This is a genomic window from Jiangella sp. DSM 45060, assembly GCF_900105175.1.
GTDB lineage: Bacteria > Actinomycetota > Actinomycetes > Jiangellales > Jiangellaceae > Jiangella.
On sequence record NZ_LT629771.1, the window covers coordinates 96,824 to 114,665 of the forward strand.

Sequence of the window (17,842 nt, forward strand, 5' to 3'; positions counted from 1 at the left end):
GGTTCCGACGATCCAGACGTCCCCGAAAGAGGCACCCGTGGCCGCCAAGAGCGCTGACATCCGTCCCAAGATCACCATGGCCTGCACGGAGTGCAAGGAGCGCAACTACATCACCAAGAAGAACCGGCGCAACGACCCCGACCGGCTCGACTTGAAGAAGTTCTGCCCGCGCTGCCGCACCCACACCGTCCACCGCGAGACCCGCTGACGCGTTCGCGTCCCGGCTCGTGGCCAGGGTCTCCCGTCGGAGCCCGGCCCTGGTGACGGTAAGTTCAGCGCATGCCCATTGATCCTTCGGTCGTCGGACGGGTCTACCCTCCCCAGATCTACGAAGTGAGCCGGGAGAAGATCCGCGAGTTCGCGGAGGCCATCGGCGACGCGAACCCGGTGTACGTCGACACCGCAGCCGCGCGCGGCTACGGGCACGACGATGTCGTCGCGCCGCCCACCTTCGTGATGATCATCGTGATGAACGGCTTCGACCTGCTGATGAAGGACCTCGGTATCGAGTTCGCCCGGGTCGTGCACGTCGACCAGCGCTTCACCTACTCCCGCTCGCTGCCGGTGGGCAGCCGGGTCGAGGCGACCACCCGGCTCGACGGCGTCCGCGCCGTCGCCGGCAACGACCTGCTGAAGATCCGCACCGAGGTCCAGGATGCCGACGGCGCCGTCGTCTGCCTGTCCGAGGCCACGCTGCTGGTGCGTCCCGAGGACTCCGACGGAGGAGCCAGTGACTGAGCGGGTGACCGAGCAGCTGTCCGTCGGCGACGTCGTCGCCGACCAGACGTATTGGATCACCCGCGAGAACCTGGTCCGGTACGCCGGCGCGTCCGGCGACTTCAACCCGATCCACTGGAACGAGCGGGTAGCCAGGTCCGTCGGCCTGCCGGGGGTCATCGCCCACGGCATGCTGACCATGGGGCTGGCCGGCCGGCTGCTCACCGACTGGCTGGTCGACCCCGCCGCCGTGGTCGAGTACGGCGTCCGCTTCGCCCGCCCGGTGGTCGTCCCCGACGACGACATCGGCGTGGCGGTGCGCGTGGCCGCCACCGTCACCGACGTCCGCGACGACGGCCTGGTGGCGCTCGAGCTGACCGTCAAGGTCGACGAGCAGAAGGTGCTCACGCAGGCCCGGGCGCTGTGCCGGCTGCCGGCCGACCGGCCATCGGACCCCTAGCGACGAGGCCGCGATGCGCGAACTGACCGACGTCGCCCTTTCCGGCCTGACCACGCTGCGGCTGGGCGGGCCGGCCAAGCGCGTCGTCGAGGCCACCACCGAGGACGAGCTGATCGGCCTGGTCCGCGACTGCGACGAGCGCGGCGAGCCGGTGCTGGTGGTCGGCGGCGGCTCCAACCTGGTCGTCGACGACGCCGGCTTCGACGGCACGGTGGTGCTGGCCGGCACGCGCGGCATCGACGTCGACGCGAGCGCCTCCTGCGACAGCGGTGCGCTCGCGGCCTGCGGCGGGGTCCTGCTGACGGCGGCCGCGGGCGAGCCGTGGGACGACCTCGTCGCCTACACCGTCGCGAACGAGTGGCCCGGCATCGAGGCGCTGTCCGGCATCCCCGGCCTGGTCGGCGCCACCCCCATGCAGAACGTCGGCGCCTACGGCCAGGAGGTGGCGCAGACCGTCTGGACGGTGCGCACCTACGACCGCCAGGACCGCCGCGTCCGCACGTTCGCCAACGCCGACTGCCGCTTCGCCTACCGCGACAGCCGGTTCAAGGGCTCCGAGCGCTACGTCGTCCTCACCGTCAGCTACCAGCTGCGCGAGGGTGGCCTCGGCATGCCGGTCCGCTACGCCGAGCTGGCCCGCCGGCTCGGCGTCGAGGTGGGCGGGCGCGCGCCGATCGCCGCGGTGCGCGACGCCGTCCTCGCCCTACGCGCCGGCAAGGGGATGGTGCTCGACGCCGCCGACCACGACACCTGGAGCGCCGGGTCGTTCTTCACCAACCCGGTGCTCACCGAGGCGCAGGCCGCGGCGCTGCCCGACGGCGCGCCGCGGTTCCCGGCCGGCGACGGCCTGGTGAAGTCGAGCGCGGCGTGGCTGATCGAGCACGCCGGGTTCGGCCGCGGCTACGACGGCGGCCGCACCGATGTCTCGCTGTCGACCAAGCACACGCTGGCGCTGACCAACCGCGGCGACGCCAGCACGGCCGACCTGCTCGGCCTCGCCCGCGAGGTGCGCGACGGCGTCCGCTCCGCCTTCGGCGTCGAGCTGGTGCCCGAGCCGATGCTCGTCGGCTGCTCCCTCTAGGACGCGCGGAAGACGCCGTCCGGGTCGTAGCGGCGCCTGACCTCGCGCAGGCGGGCGGCGTTGGCGCCGTAGTAGGCGAGCTCCGGGTCGGCGAGGCCGCGGTCGGCGAAGTTGGCGTACACGCCGCCGGTGCCGTGCGGGCCGAGGGTGTCGCGCATGGCGCCGGTCCAGTCGCGGGCCTCGGCGTCGGCGGCGGGCGTGAGCGCGATGTGGTGGACGGCGTAGCGGGCGCCGCGGTGCGGGAAGGCGGTCGCGCCGGGAGCGACGTCGGTGTCGCCGCCGCCCCAGGGCATGAACCCGACCTCGCGTTCGGCCGGACCGGCCGCGAACAGCGCGAGCAGCGCGCCGACGGCGTCGTCGGGCAGTGGCTGCTCGAAGAACTCCGACGTGGCGTAGAGGTGGCGGGACGGTGCGGCGGTGTCGATGGCGCCGGCGAGGTCGCGGGCGGAGTCGAGGTAGGACAGCTCGGCGGCCTCGGCGCGCGCGGGCGCCGGCAGGCCGTCGCAGAGGCGGTCCAGCGCCGCACGCGTCTCGGCCTCGGCGCCGGCCATCGCGCCGTGCAGCGCCACCTCGGCGGGGTAGAGGCCCGCCTCGGCGCACAGCCGCGCGGGTGCGTCGACGGCGCGGTCGAGCCAGGCCCGCAGCACCTCGGCCGCCGCGGCGACCGGCCAGGTGTAGCGGAAGTTCGTCATCCGCGACGGCGCCGGTACCGTGCGGAACTCCATCGACGTCACGACGCCGAGGCCGCTGGTCCCGCCGCCGCGGAGCGCCCAGAACAGGTCCGGTTCGTGGTCGTCGTCGGCCACCACCACCGCGCCGTCGGCCGTGACGACCTCGGCCCGGACGAGCTGGTCGCAGGTCAGGCCGTACCGGCGGCTGAGCATGCCCCAGCCGCCGCCGAGCGTCAGGCCGCTGACGCCGACCGTCGGGCAGGTCCCGGTCGGCATCGCCCGGCCGTGCGCCCCGAGCGCCTCGACCAGCGCCGCCAGCCGGGCCCCGCCGCCGACGACGACGTGGTCGCCGTCGACCTCGACGGAGTCCATGGGGGACACGTCGATCACCAGGCCGGTCGTCGAGGACAGTCCGGCCGCGCAGTGCCCGCCGGACCGGACGGCGATCGGCAGCGCCTCGCGGCGGGCGTACCCGATGGCGGCGGCGACCTCGGCGGCGTCACGGCAGCGCAGCACCGCGACCGGTACCGGGACGCCGTCGTGCGCCGTGAACGGCCGCGGCAAGGCGGCGGCGTCGAAGCCCGGGTCGCCGGGGCGCAGCAGCTCGCCGGTGCTCATGCCTGCCCCACCCGCAGCGTGTAGAGGTCGCAGCGGTCGCCGTCGATCGTCGTCCGGGTCCAGAACACGAACCCGAGCTTGCCGGCGACCCGCTTCGACGGGCCGTTCCCGGGATCGATGATCGCCAGCAGCTCGCCGGTGTACGTCCGGCCGGCGCGCTCCAGCAGCGCCGCGCTGGCCTCGGTGGCGTACCCGCGGCCGCGCGCCTCCGGCGCGAACCGGTACCCCCACTCCAGCCAGGCCCGGCCGTCGAGCTCGATGTGGTCGACGCCGGTGTAGCCGACGACGCGGCCGGTGGCCCGCTCGACCACCGGCTGCTTGCCGAACGGGATGGTTTGGCAGACGTCGGTCATGTGGTCGAAGCGGGCCTCGGCCTGCTCCGGGGTGAGGACCGCCGGCGCGAACGCCATGAAGTCCTCGTCCTGGAAGAGCTCGATGAAGCGGGCACGGTCGGCCTCCTGGGGCGGTCGCACCAGCAGCCGGTCGGTCGTGACGCCGTCGGTCATCGGCACATCCTAGGTGCGCTCCAGCACCACCACCGGAATCGTGCGCGGCGTCCGCTCCTCGTACGCGAGGTACACCGGCGCGAGCGTCGTCATCAGCGCCCAGAGCCGGCGCCGCTCCGCACCCCGCGCCGTCCGCGCCGTCGCGGTGAACCGATCGCCCTTGACCTGCACCTCCACGACGGGGTTGACGGCGAGGTTGCGGTACCAGGACGGGTGTGTCGCGGTGACGGCCGACCCCGACGCGACCAGCACGTACCGGTCGGCGTCGGTGCCGTAGAACAGCGCGTTGCGGTAGCGCCGCCCGCTGGTCCGGCCGGTCACCGTCAGCACCAGGTTCGGCACGCCGCCCTCGAGATGGCCGTCGCGGCCGTCGGTGGCGAGGTAGCGGCGCACGTGCTCGGCCACCGACCGGTCCGGACTGTCCACGACGTCGCCGCTCATGCGCCGATCCCCTGCGCGAAGCCGCCGTCGACGGTGCCGAGCCGCTGCTCGACGGCGGCGGCGAGCCGGTCGACGTCGGCGAGGCTGGCGGCGTCGGAGCGCTCCACGCGCGCCCGCGCGGGGTCGAGGGCGGCCAGCTCCTCGGCGACGCGGTGCTCGTTGCGGCCGGTCAGCACGACCTCGGCGCCGCCGTCGAGGAGCGCGCGGACGATCGCCAGCCCCATGCCGTGGGTGCCGCCGGTGACGACGGCCCTGGTTCCGGTGAACCTGCCCATGATGGTGTCTCCTTCGAGGTGAGTGGTCAGGACACGAGTGCGGGCGCGGCGGGGTCGGCGGCCGGGCGGCGGCGACGCCGGCGACGGAGGCCGGACGCGGTGACGACGACGCCGATCAGGGCGGCGGCCAGCGGGACCAGCAGCGCCGTCCGGAACGCGTCCAGATCCGCGCCGTCCGGCCCGCTGCTGCCGACCACGACCGCCGTCACGACGGCCAGCCCGAGCGCCGACCCGAACTGGAACGACGTCGTCAGAACGCCGCTGGCCAGCCCCTGTTCCTCCGCGGCGACGCCGTCGGTCGCGGCGATCGTCAGCGGCCCGTAGCCCAGCGCGAACGCGGTGCTCAGCACGAGGAACGACGGCAGCATGGCGGCGTACGTCCAGTCCGCGCCGACCCGCAGGAACAGCGCGTACGCCACGGCGGCCAGCGCCAGCCCGGCCACGATCACCGTCGCGTTGCCGAACCGGCGCACGAGCACCGGCGTCAGCGTCGGCGCGAGGATCGCGTCCAGGCCGAGCACCATCAGAGCGAGCCCGGTCTGCGTCTCCGACCAGCCGCGGTACTCCTGCAGGTAGAGCACGGCGATGAACTGGAACCCGACGAACCCGCCGACCAGCAGCATCGCGCCGGCGTTGGCCCGCAGCAGCGGCGCGGAGCGCAACAGTCCGAGCCGCAGCAGCGGCGTGCGGGAGCGGCGCTCGATCGTCACGAACAGCGCCAGCAGCGCCAGCCCGGCGGCCGCCGTCGTCACCGTCGAACCGGGGTCGACCTCGGGCAGCATGACGACGGTGTAGACGAGCAGCAGCATGGCGCCGGTGAGGCTGAGCGTGCCGCCGACGTCGTACCCGCCGCCGGCCCGCGCGGCCGGGGTGTCGTGCGGGATCAGCCGCACCGCCGCCGCCAGGATGACCGCGGCCATGATGACCGGGGCGAAGAACACCCAGCGCCAGTCGATCGACGTCAGCAGCCCGCCGGTGACCATGCCCAACGAGAAGCCGCCGGCCGCGATGCCGGCGTAGACCAGCAGGGCGCGGGTCCGCAGCGGGCCCTCGGGGAACGTCGTCGTGATGATCGAGAGGCCGGCCGGGGTCATGAACGCCGCCGCGACGCCGGTGACGAACCGGGCGAGGATCAGCAGCCAGCCGTCGGTGGCCAGGCCGCCGAGGCCGGAGAAGAGCAGGAAGACGGTGAGCCACAGCACGAACATCCGGCGCCGGCCGAGCAGGTCGGAGGCGCGGCCGCCGAGCAGCACGAAGCCGCCGTAGCCGAGCACGTACGCGCTCACCACCCACTGCAGTGACGACGTGGACAGGCCGAGGTCGGCCCGGATCGAGGGGAGCGCGACGCCCATCATCGAGACGTCGATGCCTTCGAGGAAGATCGCGCTGCTGAGCACGAGCAGGATGGCCCAGCCGCGGCCGGTGAGCCGGTCGGCGGGTGCCGTCGGGGTTGGCACGGGAAGCGCTCCTTCATGGTTATCGAACCGAGGGTCGGTTCTTTCTTGTAACTGATCGCATCTTCCGGCACTATGGCTGACCATGGAAGAAGGCACTTCGAAGTCACCCGGGCACCCTCAGGGAACCGACGACTGCCAGCAGTGGGACCCGCGCGAAGACTGCGACGTCCGGCAGATCCTCGACCGCATCGCGGACAAGTGGTCGCTGCTCGTCATCGCCCTGCTCGACGGCCGCAGCCTGCGCTTCACCGAGCTGCGCCGCCGCATCGACGGCGTCAGCCAGCGGATGCTGACGGTCACCCTGCGCCAGCTGGAGCGCGACGGCCTGGTCCGGCGCACCGTGCACCCCGTCGTGCCGCCGCGGGTCGACTACGAGTTGACGCCTCTCGGCGCCACGCTGCACGACACCATCGAGGCGCTGGTCCGCTGGACCGAGGACCACCAGCAGGAGATCGCCGCCGCGCGCGACGCATACGACCAGCGCGCCGCGGCCGCCGCCGAGCTCGTCGACGCCTGAGGTTCCTGCGCGGAACGGGGTGCGCGGGCGCCCGCCGATGTGGCAGACTCTGCGCTCGTGATCGCCATGCCGACCCGCACCGCCGTCCCGGCGGTCCTCGGCATGCCCTGCTGTTGTCGCTGTCGCTGAACCCCACCCGCGACCCGGCCACCTCCGGAGCCGTTCGCCGGCTCCGTCACCACAGCAGGCAGGAATGCTCTCGAACCCCTCGCCCCTCCGCGGGCGCACCGTCCTCGTCCTCCACGCCCACCCCGACGACGAGGCGATCTTCACCGGCGTGACGATGCGCCGGCTGGCCGACGCCGGGGCGCGGGTCGTGCTGGTCACGGCCACGCTCGGCGAGTTGGGCGAGGTGCACGTGCCGCTGTCGCCCGGCGAGACGATGGCGCAGCGGCGGGTCGCCGAGCTGGAGAACGCGGCGTCCCTGCTGGGCGTGCAACGCCTGGTGCTGCTCGGCGCCCGCGACTCCGGGCTTCCCGGCGCCGCTGACAACGTCCACCCGGACGCCCTCGCCGCGGCCGACCCCGAGCGGGTCGCCCGCCGCGTCGCCGCCCTGATCGACGAGGAGTCCGCCGAGACCCTCGTCCACGACGACGGCCGCGGCATCTACGGACACCCCGACCACCTGGCCGCGCACCGTATCGGCGCGGCGGCCGCCCGGCTGACCGGCGTCGCCGCCTACCAGTCCACCGTCGATCGCGACCACCTGCACGACCGTGTCACCCGGTCGCACCTCATCCATGCCGCCGCCGAGGCGACCGGGTTGCCCTTCGGCGTCCCGTCCTCCGACGTCGCGCTGCGCATCGGCGCGACGGCGGGGGAGCTGGCGGTCAAGCGGGCCGCCATCGCCGTCCACGCCAGCCAGGTCAGCGCCGAGTCGCTCGGCCACGCCGGCTTCGACGAGGCGTACGGCTACGAGTGGTACCTGCGCACCGGCGACGGCCGCGGGGTCCTCGACGAACTCGCCGCCCCCGCCGCCGTCGGCGCCCCTGCCTGAGCCAACCAGCCGCGGCGCTCGGCCTCACGGATCAGGTTCCGGGCGCCCGGGTTGGTCAGGCCGAGCGCTCGCTGAACGCTCGTCACCGTGACGAATGGGTCGCGGAACAGTCGGTCGACCAGCGCAGGCAGTTCGATCGCGACTTGCTGGCCACGGCCTCACGGGCGAGGTACGGCACGACGAGGAGCTCGGGGCCGCGGATGCTACGGCCGAGATCCTGGAGGTGGCCGAGGGCGGCGTCGGCCCCTCCGAGAGAAGCGCTCCATTCCCTATTCGAGTTGGGAAGGAACCCGATCTTCCGAGTCTCGAGTCGTTCCGTTGGAAGGATGCCGAACGGTCAAGACGCCAGCCAGGCGTCGACGCCTTCGAGGAGGACCTTGCGGACGTCCGACGGCGCCGCCGAGCCCTCGATCGAGCCGCGGGCGAGCTCGGCCAGCTCGGCGTCGGAGAAGCCGTGCACATGCCGCGCCGTCTCGTACTGGTCCAGCAGCCGCGACCCGAACAGCAGCGGGTCGTCGGCGCCGAGCGCGACCCTCGCCCCCGCGTCGGCCAGGGTGCGCAGTGGCACGTCCGCGGGCGTCGCGTAGACGCCGAGGCTGACGTTGGAGGCGGGGCAGACCTCGAGGGTGGTCCGCGCGTCGACGATGCGGGCCAGCAGCGCGGGGTCCTCCACCGAGCGGATGCCGTGCCCCAGCCGGTCGGCGTGGAGGTCGTCGAGGCAGGCGCGGGCGCTGCCTGGGCCGCGCAGCTCGCCACCGTGCGGGACGGAGATGAGGTCGGCCCGGACGGCGATGGCGAACGCCGGCGCGAACTCGGCGATGACGCCGCGCCGCTCGTCGTTGGAGAGCCCGAACCCGACCACGCCGCGGCCCGCGTACTGGACGGCGAGCCGGGCCAGCGTGCGGGCGTCGAGCGGGTGCCGGGTCCGGTTCGCCGCGATGACCACGGCGATCCCGACCCCCGTCGACGCCGAGGCGGCACGCGCCGCGTCGAGCACGAGGTCGGTGAACGCGGTGATGCCGCCGAACCGGCCGCCGTAGCCGGACGGGTCGACCTGGATCTCCAGCCAGCCCGACCCCTCGGCCGCCTCGTCCTCGGCCGCCTCGGTGACCAGCCGCCGCACGTCGCGCTCCGCCCGCAGCACCGACCGCGCGAGGTCGTACAGCCGCTGGAACCGGAACCAGCCCTTCTCGTCGGCCGCCGACAGCAGCGGCGGCCAGTCCTCGCGCAGCGAGTCGGGCAGCCGCACGCCGTGCTCGTCGGCGAGGTCGAGGAGCGTCGCGTGCCGCATCGAGCCGGTGAAGTGCAGGTGCAGGTGCGCCTTGGGCAGTGCCCGCAGGTCGCGAAGGGCTGGTCCGGTCACCGCCGCGAACTCAGCCGAGCAGCCGCTGGATGCGCCCGACGCCCTCGGCGAGATCGTCGTCGCCCAGGGCGTACGAGAGCCGCAGGTAGCCGCTCGGGCCGAACGCCTCGCCCGGCACCACCGCGACCTCGGCCTCCTCGAGGATCAGCTCGGCCAGCTCGGCGCTGGTCTTCGGCGTGCGCCCGGCGATGGTGCGGCCGAGCACGTCCTTCACCGAAGGGTAGGCGTAGAACGCGCCCTCGGGCTCGGGGCAGAAGACGCCGTCGATCTCGTTGAGCATCGACACCATGGTGCGGCGGCGGCGGTCGAAGGCGGCCCGCATCTGCTCGACGGCGGAGAGGTCGCCGGAGACGGCGGCCAGCGCGGCCCGCTGCGCGACGTTGGAGACGTTGGACGTGGCGTGCGACTGCAGGTTGCCGGCCGCCTTGATGACGTCCTTCGGGCCGATCATCCAGCCGACCCGCCAGCCCGTCATCGCGTACGTCTTGGCCACGCCGTTGACGACGACGCAGGTGTCGGCCAGCTCGGGCACCTCGACCACGATGGACGAGAACGTGGCGTCACCGTAGACGAGGTGCTCGTAGATCTCGTCGGTGACGACCCACAGGCCGTTGGCGTGCGCCCACCGGCCGATCTCGCGGACCGCCTCGGGGGAGTACACGGCGCCGGTGGGGTTCGACGGCGACACGAACAGCAGCACCTTGGTGCGCGGCGTGCGGGCCGCCTCGAGCTGCTCGACGCTGACGCGGTAGCCGGTGGTCTCGTCGGCCAGCACCTCGACGGGGACGCCGCCGGCCAGCGCGATGGACTCGGGGTACGTGGTCCAGTACGGCGTCGGCAGCAGCACTTCGTCGCCGGGGTCGAGCAGCGCCGCGAAGGTCTCGTAGACGGCCTGCTTGCCGCCGTTGGTGATGAGCACCTGGCTCGGCTCGACCTGGTAGCCGGAGTCGCGCAGCGTCTTCGCCGCGACGGCCTCCTTCAGCTCCGGCAGGCCGCCGGCCGGGGTGTAGCGGTGGTTGCGGGGGTCGCGGCAGGCCTCGACGGCGGCCTCGACGATGTAGTCGGGCGTCGCGAAGTCGGGCTCGCCGGCCCCGAAGCCGATGACCGGCCGGCCCGCCGCCTTGAGCGCCTTCGCCTTCGCATCCACCGCGAGCGTGGCCGACTCGGCGATGGCGGCGATGCGGGCAGAGACGCGGGGGCGGGCGCCGGCGGGCGCAGGCGAGGTCATGCCGTTCATCTTGGCATCACCTCGCTGCGCCGCGCCAAGGGGTTGCGCCGATTGGACGGCGTCAGCGCCGCTTGCCGCTGACGGCGGCGTAGTAGGCGCTGGAGTCGGGCCTGTACAGCAGGTACAGGATGTACGCCGCCAGCGCGATGGTCACCACGTTGATGAGCAGGTTGAGGCCGCCGCCACCGCTCAGCGAGAACAGCGTGAACAGGATGTTCAGACCACCGAGCACGGTGGCGACCACCCGGGCCCACGACTTGCCGGCCTTGTTGGCGTAGGCCATCCACAGCCACAGCGCGGCGCCGAGGAGGCCGACCACGATGCCCACCCCGACGATGAGGTTGGCGGCGGCGTCGACGTCGTCGGCGCTGAGGCTGCTGTCGTTGTCGCGGATCGCGTCGCGGATGGAGTCGCGCGCCAGCAGCGTGAACAGCAGGCCGAGCGCGGACAGGCCGGCGCCGACGTACATGAGGATGGCGGCGCGGCGGATCGACTGCGGCGGCTCGGACGGCGGCGCCGGCTCGCCCCAGGCGGCGGAACCCCCGTCGACCGGCCCGCTCCACGCCGGCGGCCCGCTGGGCGGCGGCGTGGCTCCCCACGGCTGCTCGGGCGGCCGGCCCTGGCCCGACTGCGCGTACGGGTTCTCGTCCTCGCCCGGACCGGATCCCGGCGGAGGGGTGGTGCCACTCATGGTCGTTTCTCCATGTCGTCGGGTGCCTTTCTGGCGCACCCTAGCTGGTCGGAGGGGGTCGACGCAGGAACCAGCGCCGCGAATCGGGCCGGTACAACAGCCAGATCACCGCGACCGCCACCACCGCGATGAGAACGCTCACCACGTTGTAGAGGTCGAACCGGGGCCGCCCGGCGAGTACGGCGACGACCGAGGCCACGTACAGCACGGCGAAGAAGGCCGCGGCCCGCCGGGCCCGCCGGCTGCCGTGAGCGCAGTACCGGGCCACGAGCAGCCAGATCGCCGCCACGACGAACAGGAAGACGACGTACGAGCCGCGGGCGCTGGTGCCGGACGAGGTGTCGAGGGCGTCCTCGTACGCGTCGGGGTCGATCAGCCGCAGCAGGCCGAGCAGGGCCGTCAGGGCGGCGCCGGCGTACATGAGCCACACGGCTCGGACGACGTCGCGGGGTGGGCGCAACTCGGCTGCCGTGCCGCTCATGCCGTTCTCCGTCCCGTCGCGGGCCCGTGTATCGACTCTAGCGGCCCCGCGGCGCCACGGCCGGGCAACGGCGCAGGTCCAGGTCGGTGCTCTGGCCGCGCTCGATCGTCACCTGCTGGCTGTGCACGACCCGGCCGGAGCGGTTGCGGCAGGACACCGTCCAACTCTCCGGCAGCCGCGCGGACTCGTACTGGCTGGGCCGCGGCGACGGCTGGACGTGCCACTCGAACCGGCCGCTCGCCGGCACCGTCAGCGTCGACGAGAGCGCCACCGGGGTCGAGAGGACCGCGCCCGCCATCGGCGAGGAGTCGACGACGACGTCCTTCGAGATCGTCAGCTCGACACCGGCCTTGGCCCGCCCGGTGAGCACCGAGTGCAGCGCCGGGTCCGCGGCGGCGTCCCACGCGATCAGCAGCGCCTCGCGCATGCTGGACCCGGGGTAGCTGCCGGTGCCGAAGTACTGGTCGACGACGTACTCGTACGGCGGGTGGAATCGCGCCAGCCCGTCGTGGCCGGGCGTCATCTCCGTCGTGAACCCGAAGATCCCGGCGGTGTAGTAGGCGTTCTGCTCGGCGACGCCGCTGGCCTCGTAGTAGATCTCCGGCCACGGCCCGGCCGGCCAGTCCAGCGCGGCGCCCAGCTCCTGGGCCAGCGCGTCGTACGCCTCGACGTCGGCCGGCACCGGCTCCAGCGGCGAGCTGGGGGCGCGCAGCAGGCGGCCGTCCGGCGAGTGGTTGTGCACGGCGACGGTGACCTGGTGGGCGGCGGTCAGCTCGGCGATGTTGCGGATCTCCGGCTCGGAGTACGGCGCCTCGCCGTAGTGGTTGCTCGCGGTCTGGCTGCCGCTGGACCCGGGCCCGCCCCAGAACGGCGCGTAGTTGCGGTTGAGGTCGACGCCCCGGTTCGCGTTGACGGGGTCGGCGCACTGCTCGTACGTGGGGACGACGCCGTGCTCCACCCGGCAGTTCTTCCGCTTCTGCTCGTTGACGAGGCTGCGCGACAGCTCGTAGCCGTCCGGGTTCACCACGGGCACCACGATCATCGTCGTGCTGTCCAGCAGCCGGGTGACGCGCTCGTCGGCGCCGTCGTGCTGGAGCACGTCCCACGCGAACTCCAGCGTGACCTCGGCGGTCGGCCACTCGCGCGCGTGGTGCACGCCGGTGGTGAGGAACACCGGCTCACCGGACGGCGCGTGCACGTCGCGGGAGATCTCGACGCCGTACACGGTGCGGCCGAGCAGCGTCGGGTGCGGCAGCGCGAACCGGCGCACGAGGTCCGGGTACGCCGCCTCCAGCGCGGCCAGCTCGGCCTCGATCTCGTCCAGCGTGCGGTACGACACCCGCCCGGTCGGCAGCTCGGACGTCGCCGCCGTGGCCTCCGCCCGCTCCTCGGCGGCGCGGGTCGCCTCCAGCGCAAGCGCGGCCGGCGACCGGTCGTGGTCGACGACGACCGGGTCGAACCCGGCGGCGCGCAGGGCCGCCGCCTCGGCGTCGTCGTAGAGGAACAGCTCGGCGCCGCTCTCGTCGGCGTCGACGACGTCCAGGCCGAGGCCGAGCAGCCGGCGGCGGTCGTCGTCGGTCCCCGCTTCGACGCGGACCACGGTGACCTCCGCGCCGGGCAGAGTGGCGGACGGTGCGGGGCGGCCGGCCGCGACCGGCCCGGCGAAGAGCGCTCCGGCCAGGCCGAGCGCGAGCGCGCCGGCGGCGAGACGGACGGGGACGGTCGCTGTGGCCACGGGCTGCCTCCCGGTCGACGGCAGGTGACATCTCGCTCGAATCGTGATCATTCCGTCGCGCCCGCGCGGAGGTCAAGGAACGGACCGAGGGGTGATCTCGTTATGACCTTCGTGGTGGTGAAGAGCGCTCTCCGCAGCGAGTTCGACCAGGGCGCCCCTCACCCCGTACACTCTCACTCTTGGGTGGTCGCCGGACCCCCAGCCGAAGCGTGCCCGCACATCTTCGGCTGGAACGGTCGGGTCCATTCGAAGGGCAGTAGCTCAATTGGTAGAGCACCGGTCTCCAAAACCGGCGGTTGGGGGTTCAAGTCCCTCCTGCCCTGCGAGGTCGCCACACCCAGCGGCCTGACGTTGTTCCAGAGTCAGCGAGGTAGCACGTGACGGAGACCAGCGGCAAGACCGCTACACCCGAGCGTCCGCGTTCGCCCCGGCGCCGCGGGCCGTTCGCCCGGCTGTCGCTCTGGATCCGCCAGGTCGTGGCCGAGCTGCGGAAGGTCGTCTACCCGACCCGCAAGGAGCTGCTGACATACACGGCCGTCGTGCTCGTCTTCGTGGCGATCATGATCGCCACCGTCTCGCTGCTCGATCTGGGCCTGGGCTGGGCGATGTTCAAGGTCTTCGGCTGATCGATCCCGTGGTCAGCCGCACCCAGGAGGAAGAAGCGCACACCGTGTCCGAGCACGAGTCGACCATCGAGGACGCCGAGACCGAGCAGTCGCCCGCGGGCGAGCCCGGTCCGGCCGAGGCTGCCCCCGAGGCGGAGGCCGCCGAGTCCGGGGAGTCCGGCACGGACGACGCCGACGACGCCACCGGCGCCGACGAGTCCGAGGAGACCGACCCGCTGGCCGAGTTCCGCCGGGTGCTGCGCGCCAAGCCGGGCGAGTGGTTCGTCGTCCAGACCTACTCCGGCATGGAGAACCGGGTCCGGGCCAACCTCGAGAACCGCATCGGCAGCCTCAACATGGAGGACTTCATCTTCGAGATCGAGGTCCCGACCGAAGAGGTCGCCGAGATCAAGAACGGCCAGCGCCGCCTGGTGAAGCGCAACCGCTTCCCCGGCTACGTGCTCGTGCGCATGGACATGACCGACGAGTCGTGGTCCGCGGTCCGCAACACCCCGGCCGTCACCGGGTTCGTCGGGCACGCGCACCAGCCCATCCCGCTGGGCCTCGACGAGGTCGAGCGGTGGCTCGCACCGCAGGTGGCCGAGCAGGCCAAGCCGGCCGAGGAGAAGAAGCAGGTCGAGGTCGTAGACTTCCAGGTCGGCGACTCCGTCATGGTGGTCGACGGGCCGTTCGCCACCCTGCACGCGACCATCAACGAGATCAACGCCGACTCCCAGAAGATCAAGGGACTGGTCGAGATCTTCGGCCGCGAGACCCCCGTCGAGCTCTCGTTCAACCAGATCCAGAAGCTCTGACGGTCCCCGAGCGCGCCGTCCGGTGCGCATGGGACAGCATCACCATCACGACAAGGACCCGAGGAATGCCAGCGAAGAAGAAGGTCGCAGGCCTGATCAAGCTCCAGATCCAGGCCGGCCAGGCGACCCCCGCACCGCCGGTCGGCCCCGCGCTGGGCCAGCACGGCGTCAACATCATGGAGTTCTGCAAGGCGTACAACGCGGCCACCGAGTCGCAGCGCGGCAACGTCATCCCGGTGGAGATCACGGTCTACGAGGACCGCACCTTCACCTTCGTCACGAAGACGCCGCCGGCCGCCAAGCTGATCCTCAAGGCCGCGGGCATCGACAAGGGCTCCGGCGAGCCGCACCGCGTGAAGGTCGCGTCGATCAGCCGCGAGCAGCTGCGGGCCATCGCCGAGCAGAAGATGCCCGACCTCAACGCCAACGACGTCGAGGCCGCCGAGAAGATCATCGCGGGCACCGCCCGTCAGATGGGCGTCACGGTCGCCGACTGAACCGCCGGCCGGGCAGACCGGCCGGCCAGTGGGAGGGTCCCAGCGCTGGGCCCGCACCACGACTCCAGGAACCACGAGGAGAAGACATGAAGCGCAGCAAGTCCTACCGCGCCGCGGCCGAGAAGATCGACCGCGACCGCCTGTACAACCCCGCCGAGGCCGTCAAGCTGGCCCGCGAGACGTCGACCACCAAGTACGACTCCACCGTCGAGGTCGCGCTGCGGCTGGGCGTCGACCCCCGCAAGGCGGACCAGATGGTCCGCGGCACCGTCAACCTCCCGCACGGCACCGGCAAGACCGCTCGGGTCCTGGTCTTCGCCGTCGGTCCGAAGGCCGAGGAGGCCAAGGCGGCGGGTGCTGACATCGTCGGCGGCGACGAGCTGGTCGAGGAGGTCCAGGGCGGCCGGCTCGACTTCGACGCCGTGGTCGCCACGCCCGACCTCATGGGCAAGGTCGGCCGGCTGGGCCGGGTGCTCGGCCCGCGCGGCCTGATGCCGAACCCCAAGACCGGCACCGTCACCATGGACGTCGAGAAGGCCGTGTCCGACATCAAGGGCGGCAAGATCGAGTTCCGGGTCGACCGCCACGCCAACCTGCACTTCATCATCGGCAAGACGTCGTTCACCGAGCAGGCACTCGCCGACAACTACGCTGCCGCGCTCGACGAGGTCAACCGGCTCAAGCCGTCGGCGTCGAAGGGCCGCTACATCCGCAAGGCGACGCTCACCACGACCATGGGCCCGAGCATTCCGCTCGACCCGTCGAAGGTCCGTGCGGCGGAGTCCGCCGACGCATGAGCTCGAATCGGTGAGCCGTTGCTGACGGCTCACCGCCCGCCGACCGCCGCGAGCCAGTCCGCTGGCTCGCGGCGGTCGTGCTGTCCTGTCCGTGCCGGCGTCGGGACGTGGTACCGGTGACGCAGCTGCTCGACCGTGGCGCGTCCGCCCGCCGCGGGCTGCCGTCGGTGCGGCAGATCCCGGTGCTCGGCCGGTTCCTGGTCTGGCTGCGGCCCGACTACGGCGGCCTGATCGGCGCCGTCTGCTTCTTCTGCTGGTCGCTGACGCCGACGCTGCTGCCACGTGTGTGGGTCTACCAAGCGATGGTGAGCGGACTGACGGCGACCATCGGCTACGCGCTCGGCGTGCTGATCGCCTGGGTGGTCCGGCTCGTCGTGCGCCGGGCGCGGCCGCAGTTGCTGGCGCCGTCCGCTCGGACCCGGCTGATCGCCTGGTGGGGCCTGGCAGGCGTGTCGGCCGCGGCGATCGCCTGGTACCTCGCCGACAACGCCGCCTGGCAGACCGAACTGCGCGCCCTGATGGACGTCGAGAGCCCGGGGCCCAACCACTACCTGCTGATCCTGCTGGTCGCCGGCGCCATCTTCGTGGTGTTCCTGGCGCTGGCCCGGCTCCTGCGCGGCGCGTCGCGGCGGCTGCGCCGGTTCTTCGGCCGGTGGGTGCCGCCTCAGGTCGCGCTGGTCGCGTCGGTGCTGTGCGTCGGCGGGGTGGCGTTCTGGTCGTGGACCGGGCTGCTCTACCCGACGCTGCTGGGCGTGGCCAACGACGCGTTCGCGGCGGTCAACATGGAGACCGAGGCCGGCAACAACGCGCCCGGCTCCGCGACGCACTCCGGCGGCCCCGGCTCGCTGGTGACGTGGGACTCGCTCGGCCGCAAGGGCCGCGAGTTCGTGTCGTCCGGGCCGACGGTGGACGACCTGACGCAGTTCAGCGGCCGGCCGGCGCTCGACCCGGTCCGGGCCTACGTCGGCATGGACTCCGCCGAGACGCCGGCCGGGCTGGCGTCGCTGGCCGTGCGTGAGCTGGAGCGGGCCGGCGGCTTCGACCGTGAGGTCCTCGTGGTGGTGACGACGACCGGCACTGGCTGGGTCGACGGCGCCGCGGCCGATGCGCTGGAGTACCTCTACAACGGCGACTCCGCCATCGTCGCGATGCAGTACTCCTACCTGCCGAGCTGGATCTCGTTCGTCGCCGACCAGGAGCAGGTCCGCATCGCCGGCCAGGCGCTGTTCGAGGCCGTCCACGAGGCGTGGCTGGAGCGTCCGCCGTCGCAGCGGCCGAAGTTGCTCGTGTACGGCGAGAGCCTCGGCGCCATGGGCAGCGCGTCCGCGTTCGACTCGCTGGACGACCTGCGCTCGAAGGTCGACGGCGCGCTCTGGGTCGGCTCGCCCAGCCGGCACGGGCTGCGCACGGAGCTGACGGCCGAGCGCGACGCCGGCTCGCCGGCCCGGCTGCCCGTCGTCGACGGCGGTCGCGAGGTGAAGTTCTGGGGCGGCTGGCAGGAGCCGATGGACCTCACCTTCGACGACGGCCCGCCGGTGCTGTTCCTGCAGCACGCCTCCGATCCCGTGACGCTGTGGTCGTGGGACCTGATGTTCGAGCGGCCGGAGTGGATCGACGAAGAGCACGGGCCCGACGTCCTGCCCACCCTCGACTGGTATCCGTTCGTCACGTTCTGGCAGGTCACTGCCGATATGGCGCTGTCGGCGACGGTCCCGGCCGGGCACGGGCACAACTACGGCGGCGAGCTGGTCGACGCCTGGCTGGCGGTCGCGCCGCCGGACGACTGGCCGGCCGGGCGCACCGACGAGCTGCGCGACATGGTGCACTCGTTCCAGGACCAGAAGACCGGCCCGTTCGGCTGATTTGGCGACGGCGCCCCGGTGCCCGTAC

Annotated in this window: 21 protein-coding genes and 1 tRNA gene; 12 read left to right on the forward strand and 10 right to left on the reverse strand. The window is 72.8% G+C overall.

Annotated features, from left to right (window positions below):
• Positions 1–37 precede the first annotated feature (37 nt).
• The 4 genes from rpmG to BLU82_RS00515 all read left to right on the forward strand — a co-directional run bounded on the left by rpmG (position 38) and on the right by BLU82_RS00515 (position 2,258).
• Positions 38–208: a 50S ribosomal protein L33 gene (rpmG, locus tag BLU82_RS00500; protein ID WP_026877526.1), complete on the forward strand. Its 171-nt coding sequence runs from the start codon at positions 38–40 to the stop codon at positions 206–208.
• A 71-nt stretch (positions 209–279) separates the two neighbouring features.
• Positions 280–738: a MaoC family dehydratase N-terminal domain-containing protein gene (locus tag BLU82_RS00505; protein ID WP_092614201.1), complete on the forward strand. Its 459-nt coding sequence runs from the start codon at positions 280–282 to the stop codon at positions 736–738.
• Complete coding sequence (locus BLU82_RS00510; protein ID WP_092614203.1) at positions 731–1,177, forward strand: MaoC family dehydratase; 447 nt, start codon at positions 731–733, stop codon at positions 1,175–1,177. The genes BLU82_RS00505 and BLU82_RS00510 overlap by 8 nt, the downstream gene beginning before the upstream one ends.
• 13 nt (positions 1,178–1,190) lie before the next feature.
• Positions 1,191–2,258, forward strand: coding sequence for a UDP-N-acetylmuramate dehydrogenase (locus BLU82_RS00515; protein WP_092614205.1), 1,068 nt, complete (start codon positions 1,191–1,193; stop codon positions 2,256–2,258).
• On the opposite strand, the gene BLU82_RS00520 is transcribed toward BLU82_RS00515, so the two are convergent.
• Genes BLU82_RS00520 through BLU82_RS00540 form a run of 5 tightly spaced genes read right to left on the reverse strand, consistent with a single transcriptional unit; the run spans position 2,255 to position 6,226 of the window.
• Positions 2,255–3,547 (reverse strand): FAD-binding oxidoreductase, encoded by a 1,293-nt coding sequence (locus tag BLU82_RS00520; RefSeq protein ID WP_092614207.1) that lies wholly within the window; start codon positions 3,545–3,547, stop codon positions 2,255–2,257. The genes BLU82_RS00515 and BLU82_RS00520 overlap by 4 nt on opposite strands.
• Positions 3,544–4,053, reverse strand: a complete 510-nt coding sequence (locus BLU82_RS00525; protein ID WP_092614209.1) for a GNAT family N-acetyltransferase — start codon at positions 4,051–4,053, stop codon at positions 3,544–3,546. Before BLU82_RS00525 ends, BLU82_RS00520 begins: the two co-directional genes overlap by 4 nt.
• A gap of 9 nt (positions 4,054–4,062) precedes the next feature.
• Entirely contained in the window at positions 4,063–4,494 is a 432-nt protein-coding gene (locus tag BLU82_RS00530; protein WP_092614211.1) for a nitroreductase/quinone reductase family protein, read from the reverse strand.
• Positions 4,491–4,769: an SDR family NAD(P)-dependent oxidoreductase gene (locus BLU82_RS00535; protein ID WP_092614213.1), complete on the reverse strand. Its 279-nt coding sequence runs from the start codon at positions 4,767–4,769 to the stop codon at positions 4,491–4,493. Before BLU82_RS00535 ends, BLU82_RS00530 begins: the two co-directional genes overlap by 4 nt.
• 26 nt (positions 4,770–4,795) lie before the next feature.
• Positions 4,796–6,226: an MFS transporter gene (locus BLU82_RS00540; protein WP_197682655.1), complete on the reverse strand. Its 1,431-nt coding sequence runs from the start codon at positions 6,224–6,226 to the stop codon at positions 4,796–4,798.
• Between the two features lie 82 nt (positions 6,227–6,308).
• Between BLU82_RS00540 and BLU82_RS00545 the strand changes: the two genes are divergently transcribed.
• Positions 6,309–6,743 (forward strand): helix-turn-helix domain-containing protein, encoded by a 435-nt coding sequence (locus BLU82_RS00545; RefSeq protein WP_069110700.1) that lies wholly within the window; start codon positions 6,309–6,311, stop codon positions 6,741–6,743.
• Between the two features lie 193 nt (positions 6,744–6,936).
• Entirely contained in the window at positions 6,937–7,740 is an 804-nt protein-coding gene (locus BLU82_RS00550; RefSeq protein WP_092614217.1) for a PIG-L family deacetylase, read from the forward strand.
• Between the two features lie 337 nt (positions 7,741–8,077).
• On the opposite strand, the gene BLU82_RS00555 is transcribed toward BLU82_RS00550, so the two are convergent.
• Genes BLU82_RS00555 through BLU82_RS00575 form a run of 5 tightly spaced genes read right to left on the reverse strand, consistent with a single transcriptional unit; the run spans position 8,078 to position 13,238 of the window.
• Complete coding sequence (locus tag BLU82_RS00555; RefSeq protein ID WP_092614219.1) at positions 8,078–9,103, reverse strand: adenosine deaminase; 1,026 nt, start codon at positions 9,101–9,103, stop codon at positions 8,078–8,080.
• A gap of 10 nt (positions 9,104–9,113) precedes the next feature.
• Positions 9,114–10,340 carry a pyridoxal phosphate-dependent aminotransferase gene (locus tag BLU82_RS00560; RefSeq protein ID WP_092614221.1) on the reverse strand — a complete coding sequence of 409 codons (1,227 nt, stop codon included), beginning with the start codon at positions 10,338–10,340 and terminating at the stop codon, positions 9,114–9,116.
• 52 nt (positions 10,341–10,392) lie between these two features.
• Entirely contained in the window at positions 10,393–11,022 is a 630-nt protein-coding gene (locus BLU82_RS00565; RefSeq protein ID WP_092614224.1) for a hypothetical protein, read from the reverse strand.
• Positions 11,023–11,062: 40 nt separating this feature from the next.
• Positions 11,063–11,503 carry a hypothetical protein gene (locus tag BLU82_RS00570; protein WP_092614227.1) on the reverse strand — a complete coding sequence of 147 codons (441 nt, stop codon included), beginning with the start codon at positions 11,501–11,503 and terminating at the stop codon, positions 11,063–11,065.
• Between the two features lie 37 nt (positions 11,504–11,540).
• Positions 11,541–13,238 carry a M14 family zinc carboxypeptidase gene (locus BLU82_RS00575; protein ID WP_157740445.1) on the reverse strand — a complete coding sequence of 566 codons (1,698 nt, stop codon included), beginning with the start codon at positions 13,236–13,238 and terminating at the stop codon, positions 11,541–11,543.
• A gap of 250 nt (positions 13,239–13,488) precedes the next feature.
• Between BLU82_RS00575 and BLU82_RS00580 the strand changes: the two genes are divergently transcribed.
• The 6 genes from BLU82_RS00580 (at position 13,489) to BLU82_RS00605 (ending at position 17,814) form a co-directional block, all read left to right on the forward strand.
• Positions 13,489–13,561 (forward strand) — tRNA-Trp (locus BLU82_RS00580).
• Between the two features lie 54 nt (positions 13,562–13,615).
• The gene (gene secE / locus BLU82_RS00585; RefSeq protein ID WP_092614235.1) at positions 13,616–13,864 is read left to right on the forward strand and encodes a preprotein translocase subunit SecE; all 249 of its coding nucleotides are present in this window, start codon (positions 13,616–13,618) and stop codon (positions 13,862–13,864) included.
• A 44-nt stretch (positions 13,865–13,908) separates the two neighbouring features.
• Positions 13,909–14,658 carry a transcription termination/antitermination protein NusG gene (nusG, locus tag BLU82_RS00590; protein ID WP_231947667.1) on the forward strand — a complete coding sequence of 250 codons (750 nt, stop codon included), beginning with the start codon at positions 13,909–13,911 and terminating at the stop codon, positions 14,656–14,658.
• A 65-nt stretch (positions 14,659–14,723) separates the two neighbouring features.
• A complete protein-coding gene (gene rplK, locus BLU82_RS00595) occupies positions 14,724–15,155 on the forward strand; it encodes a 50S ribosomal protein L11 (RefSeq protein ID WP_092614243.1) in 432 nt (143 codons plus the stop codon).
• 86 nt (positions 15,156–15,241) lie between these two features.
• Positions 15,242–15,952 (forward strand): 50S ribosomal protein L1, encoded by a 711-nt coding sequence (gene rplA / locus BLU82_RS00600; protein ID WP_092614248.1) that lies wholly within the window; start codon positions 15,242–15,244, stop codon positions 15,950–15,952.
• Positions 15,953–16,068: 116 nt separating this feature from the next.
• Positions 16,069–17,814, forward strand: a complete 1,746-nt coding sequence (locus BLU82_RS00605; RefSeq protein ID WP_092614251.1) for an alpha/beta-hydrolase family protein — start codon at positions 16,069–16,071, stop codon at positions 17,812–17,814.
• Positions 17,815–17,842: the final 28 nt, after the last annotated feature.

What these genes read in the sequence shown, in the direction of transcription:
- BLU82_RS00560 (WP_092614221.1), bottom strand. Translation starts at nt 10,340, where the DNA reads ATGAACGGCATGACCTCGCCTGCGCCCGCCGGCGCCCGCCCCCGCGTC.
- BLU82_RS00535 (WP_092614213.1), bottom strand. Translation starts at nt 4,769, where the DNA reads ATGGGCAGGTTCACCGGAACCAGGGCCGTCGTCACCGGCGGCACCCAC.
- BLU82_RS00530 (WP_092614211.1), bottom strand. Translation starts at nt 4,494, where the DNA reads ATGAGCGGCGACGTCGTGGACAGTCCGGACCGGTCGGTGGCCGAGCAC.
- BLU82_RS00570 (WP_092614227.1), bottom strand. Translation starts at nt 11,503, where the DNA reads ATGAGCGGCACGGCAGCCGAGTTGCGCCCACCCCGCGACGTCGTCCGA.
- BLU82_RS00505 (WP_092614201.1), top strand. Translation starts at nt 280, where the DNA reads ATGCCCATTGATCCTTCGGTCGTCGGACGGGTCTACCCTCCCCAGATC.
- BLU82_RS00520 (WP_092614207.1), bottom strand. Translation starts at nt 3,547, where the DNA reads ATGAGCACCGGCGAGCTGCTGCGCCCCGGCGACCCGGGCTTCGACGCC.
- BLU82_RS00515 (WP_092614205.1), top strand. Translation starts at nt 1,191, where the DNA reads ATGCGCGAACTGACCGACGTCGCCCTTTCCGGCCTGACCACGCTGCGG.
- BLU82_RS00565 (WP_092614224.1), bottom strand. Translation starts at nt 11,022, where the DNA reads ATGAGTGGCACCACCCCTCCGCCGGGATCCGGTCCGGGCGAGGACGAG.
- rplK (WP_092614243.1), top strand. Translation starts at nt 14,724, where the DNA reads ATGCCAGCGAAGAAGAAGGTCGCAGGCCTGATCAAGCTCCAGATCCAG.
- BLU82_RS00545 (WP_069110700.1), top strand. Translation starts at nt 6,309, where the DNA reads ATGGAAGAAGGCACTTCGAAGTCACCCGGGCACCCTCAGGGAACCGAC.
- rplA (WP_092614248.1), top strand. Translation starts at nt 15,242, where the DNA reads ATGAAGCGCAGCAAGTCCTACCGCGCCGCGGCCGAGAAGATCGACCGC.
- BLU82_RS00525 (WP_092614209.1), bottom strand. Translation starts at nt 4,053, where the DNA reads ATGACCGACGGCGTCACGACCGACCGGCTGCTGGTGCGACCGCCCCAG.
- BLU82_RS00550 (WP_092614217.1), top strand. Translation starts at nt 6,937, where the DNA reads ATGCTCTCGAACCCCTCGCCCCTCCGCGGGCGCACCGTCCTCGTCCTC.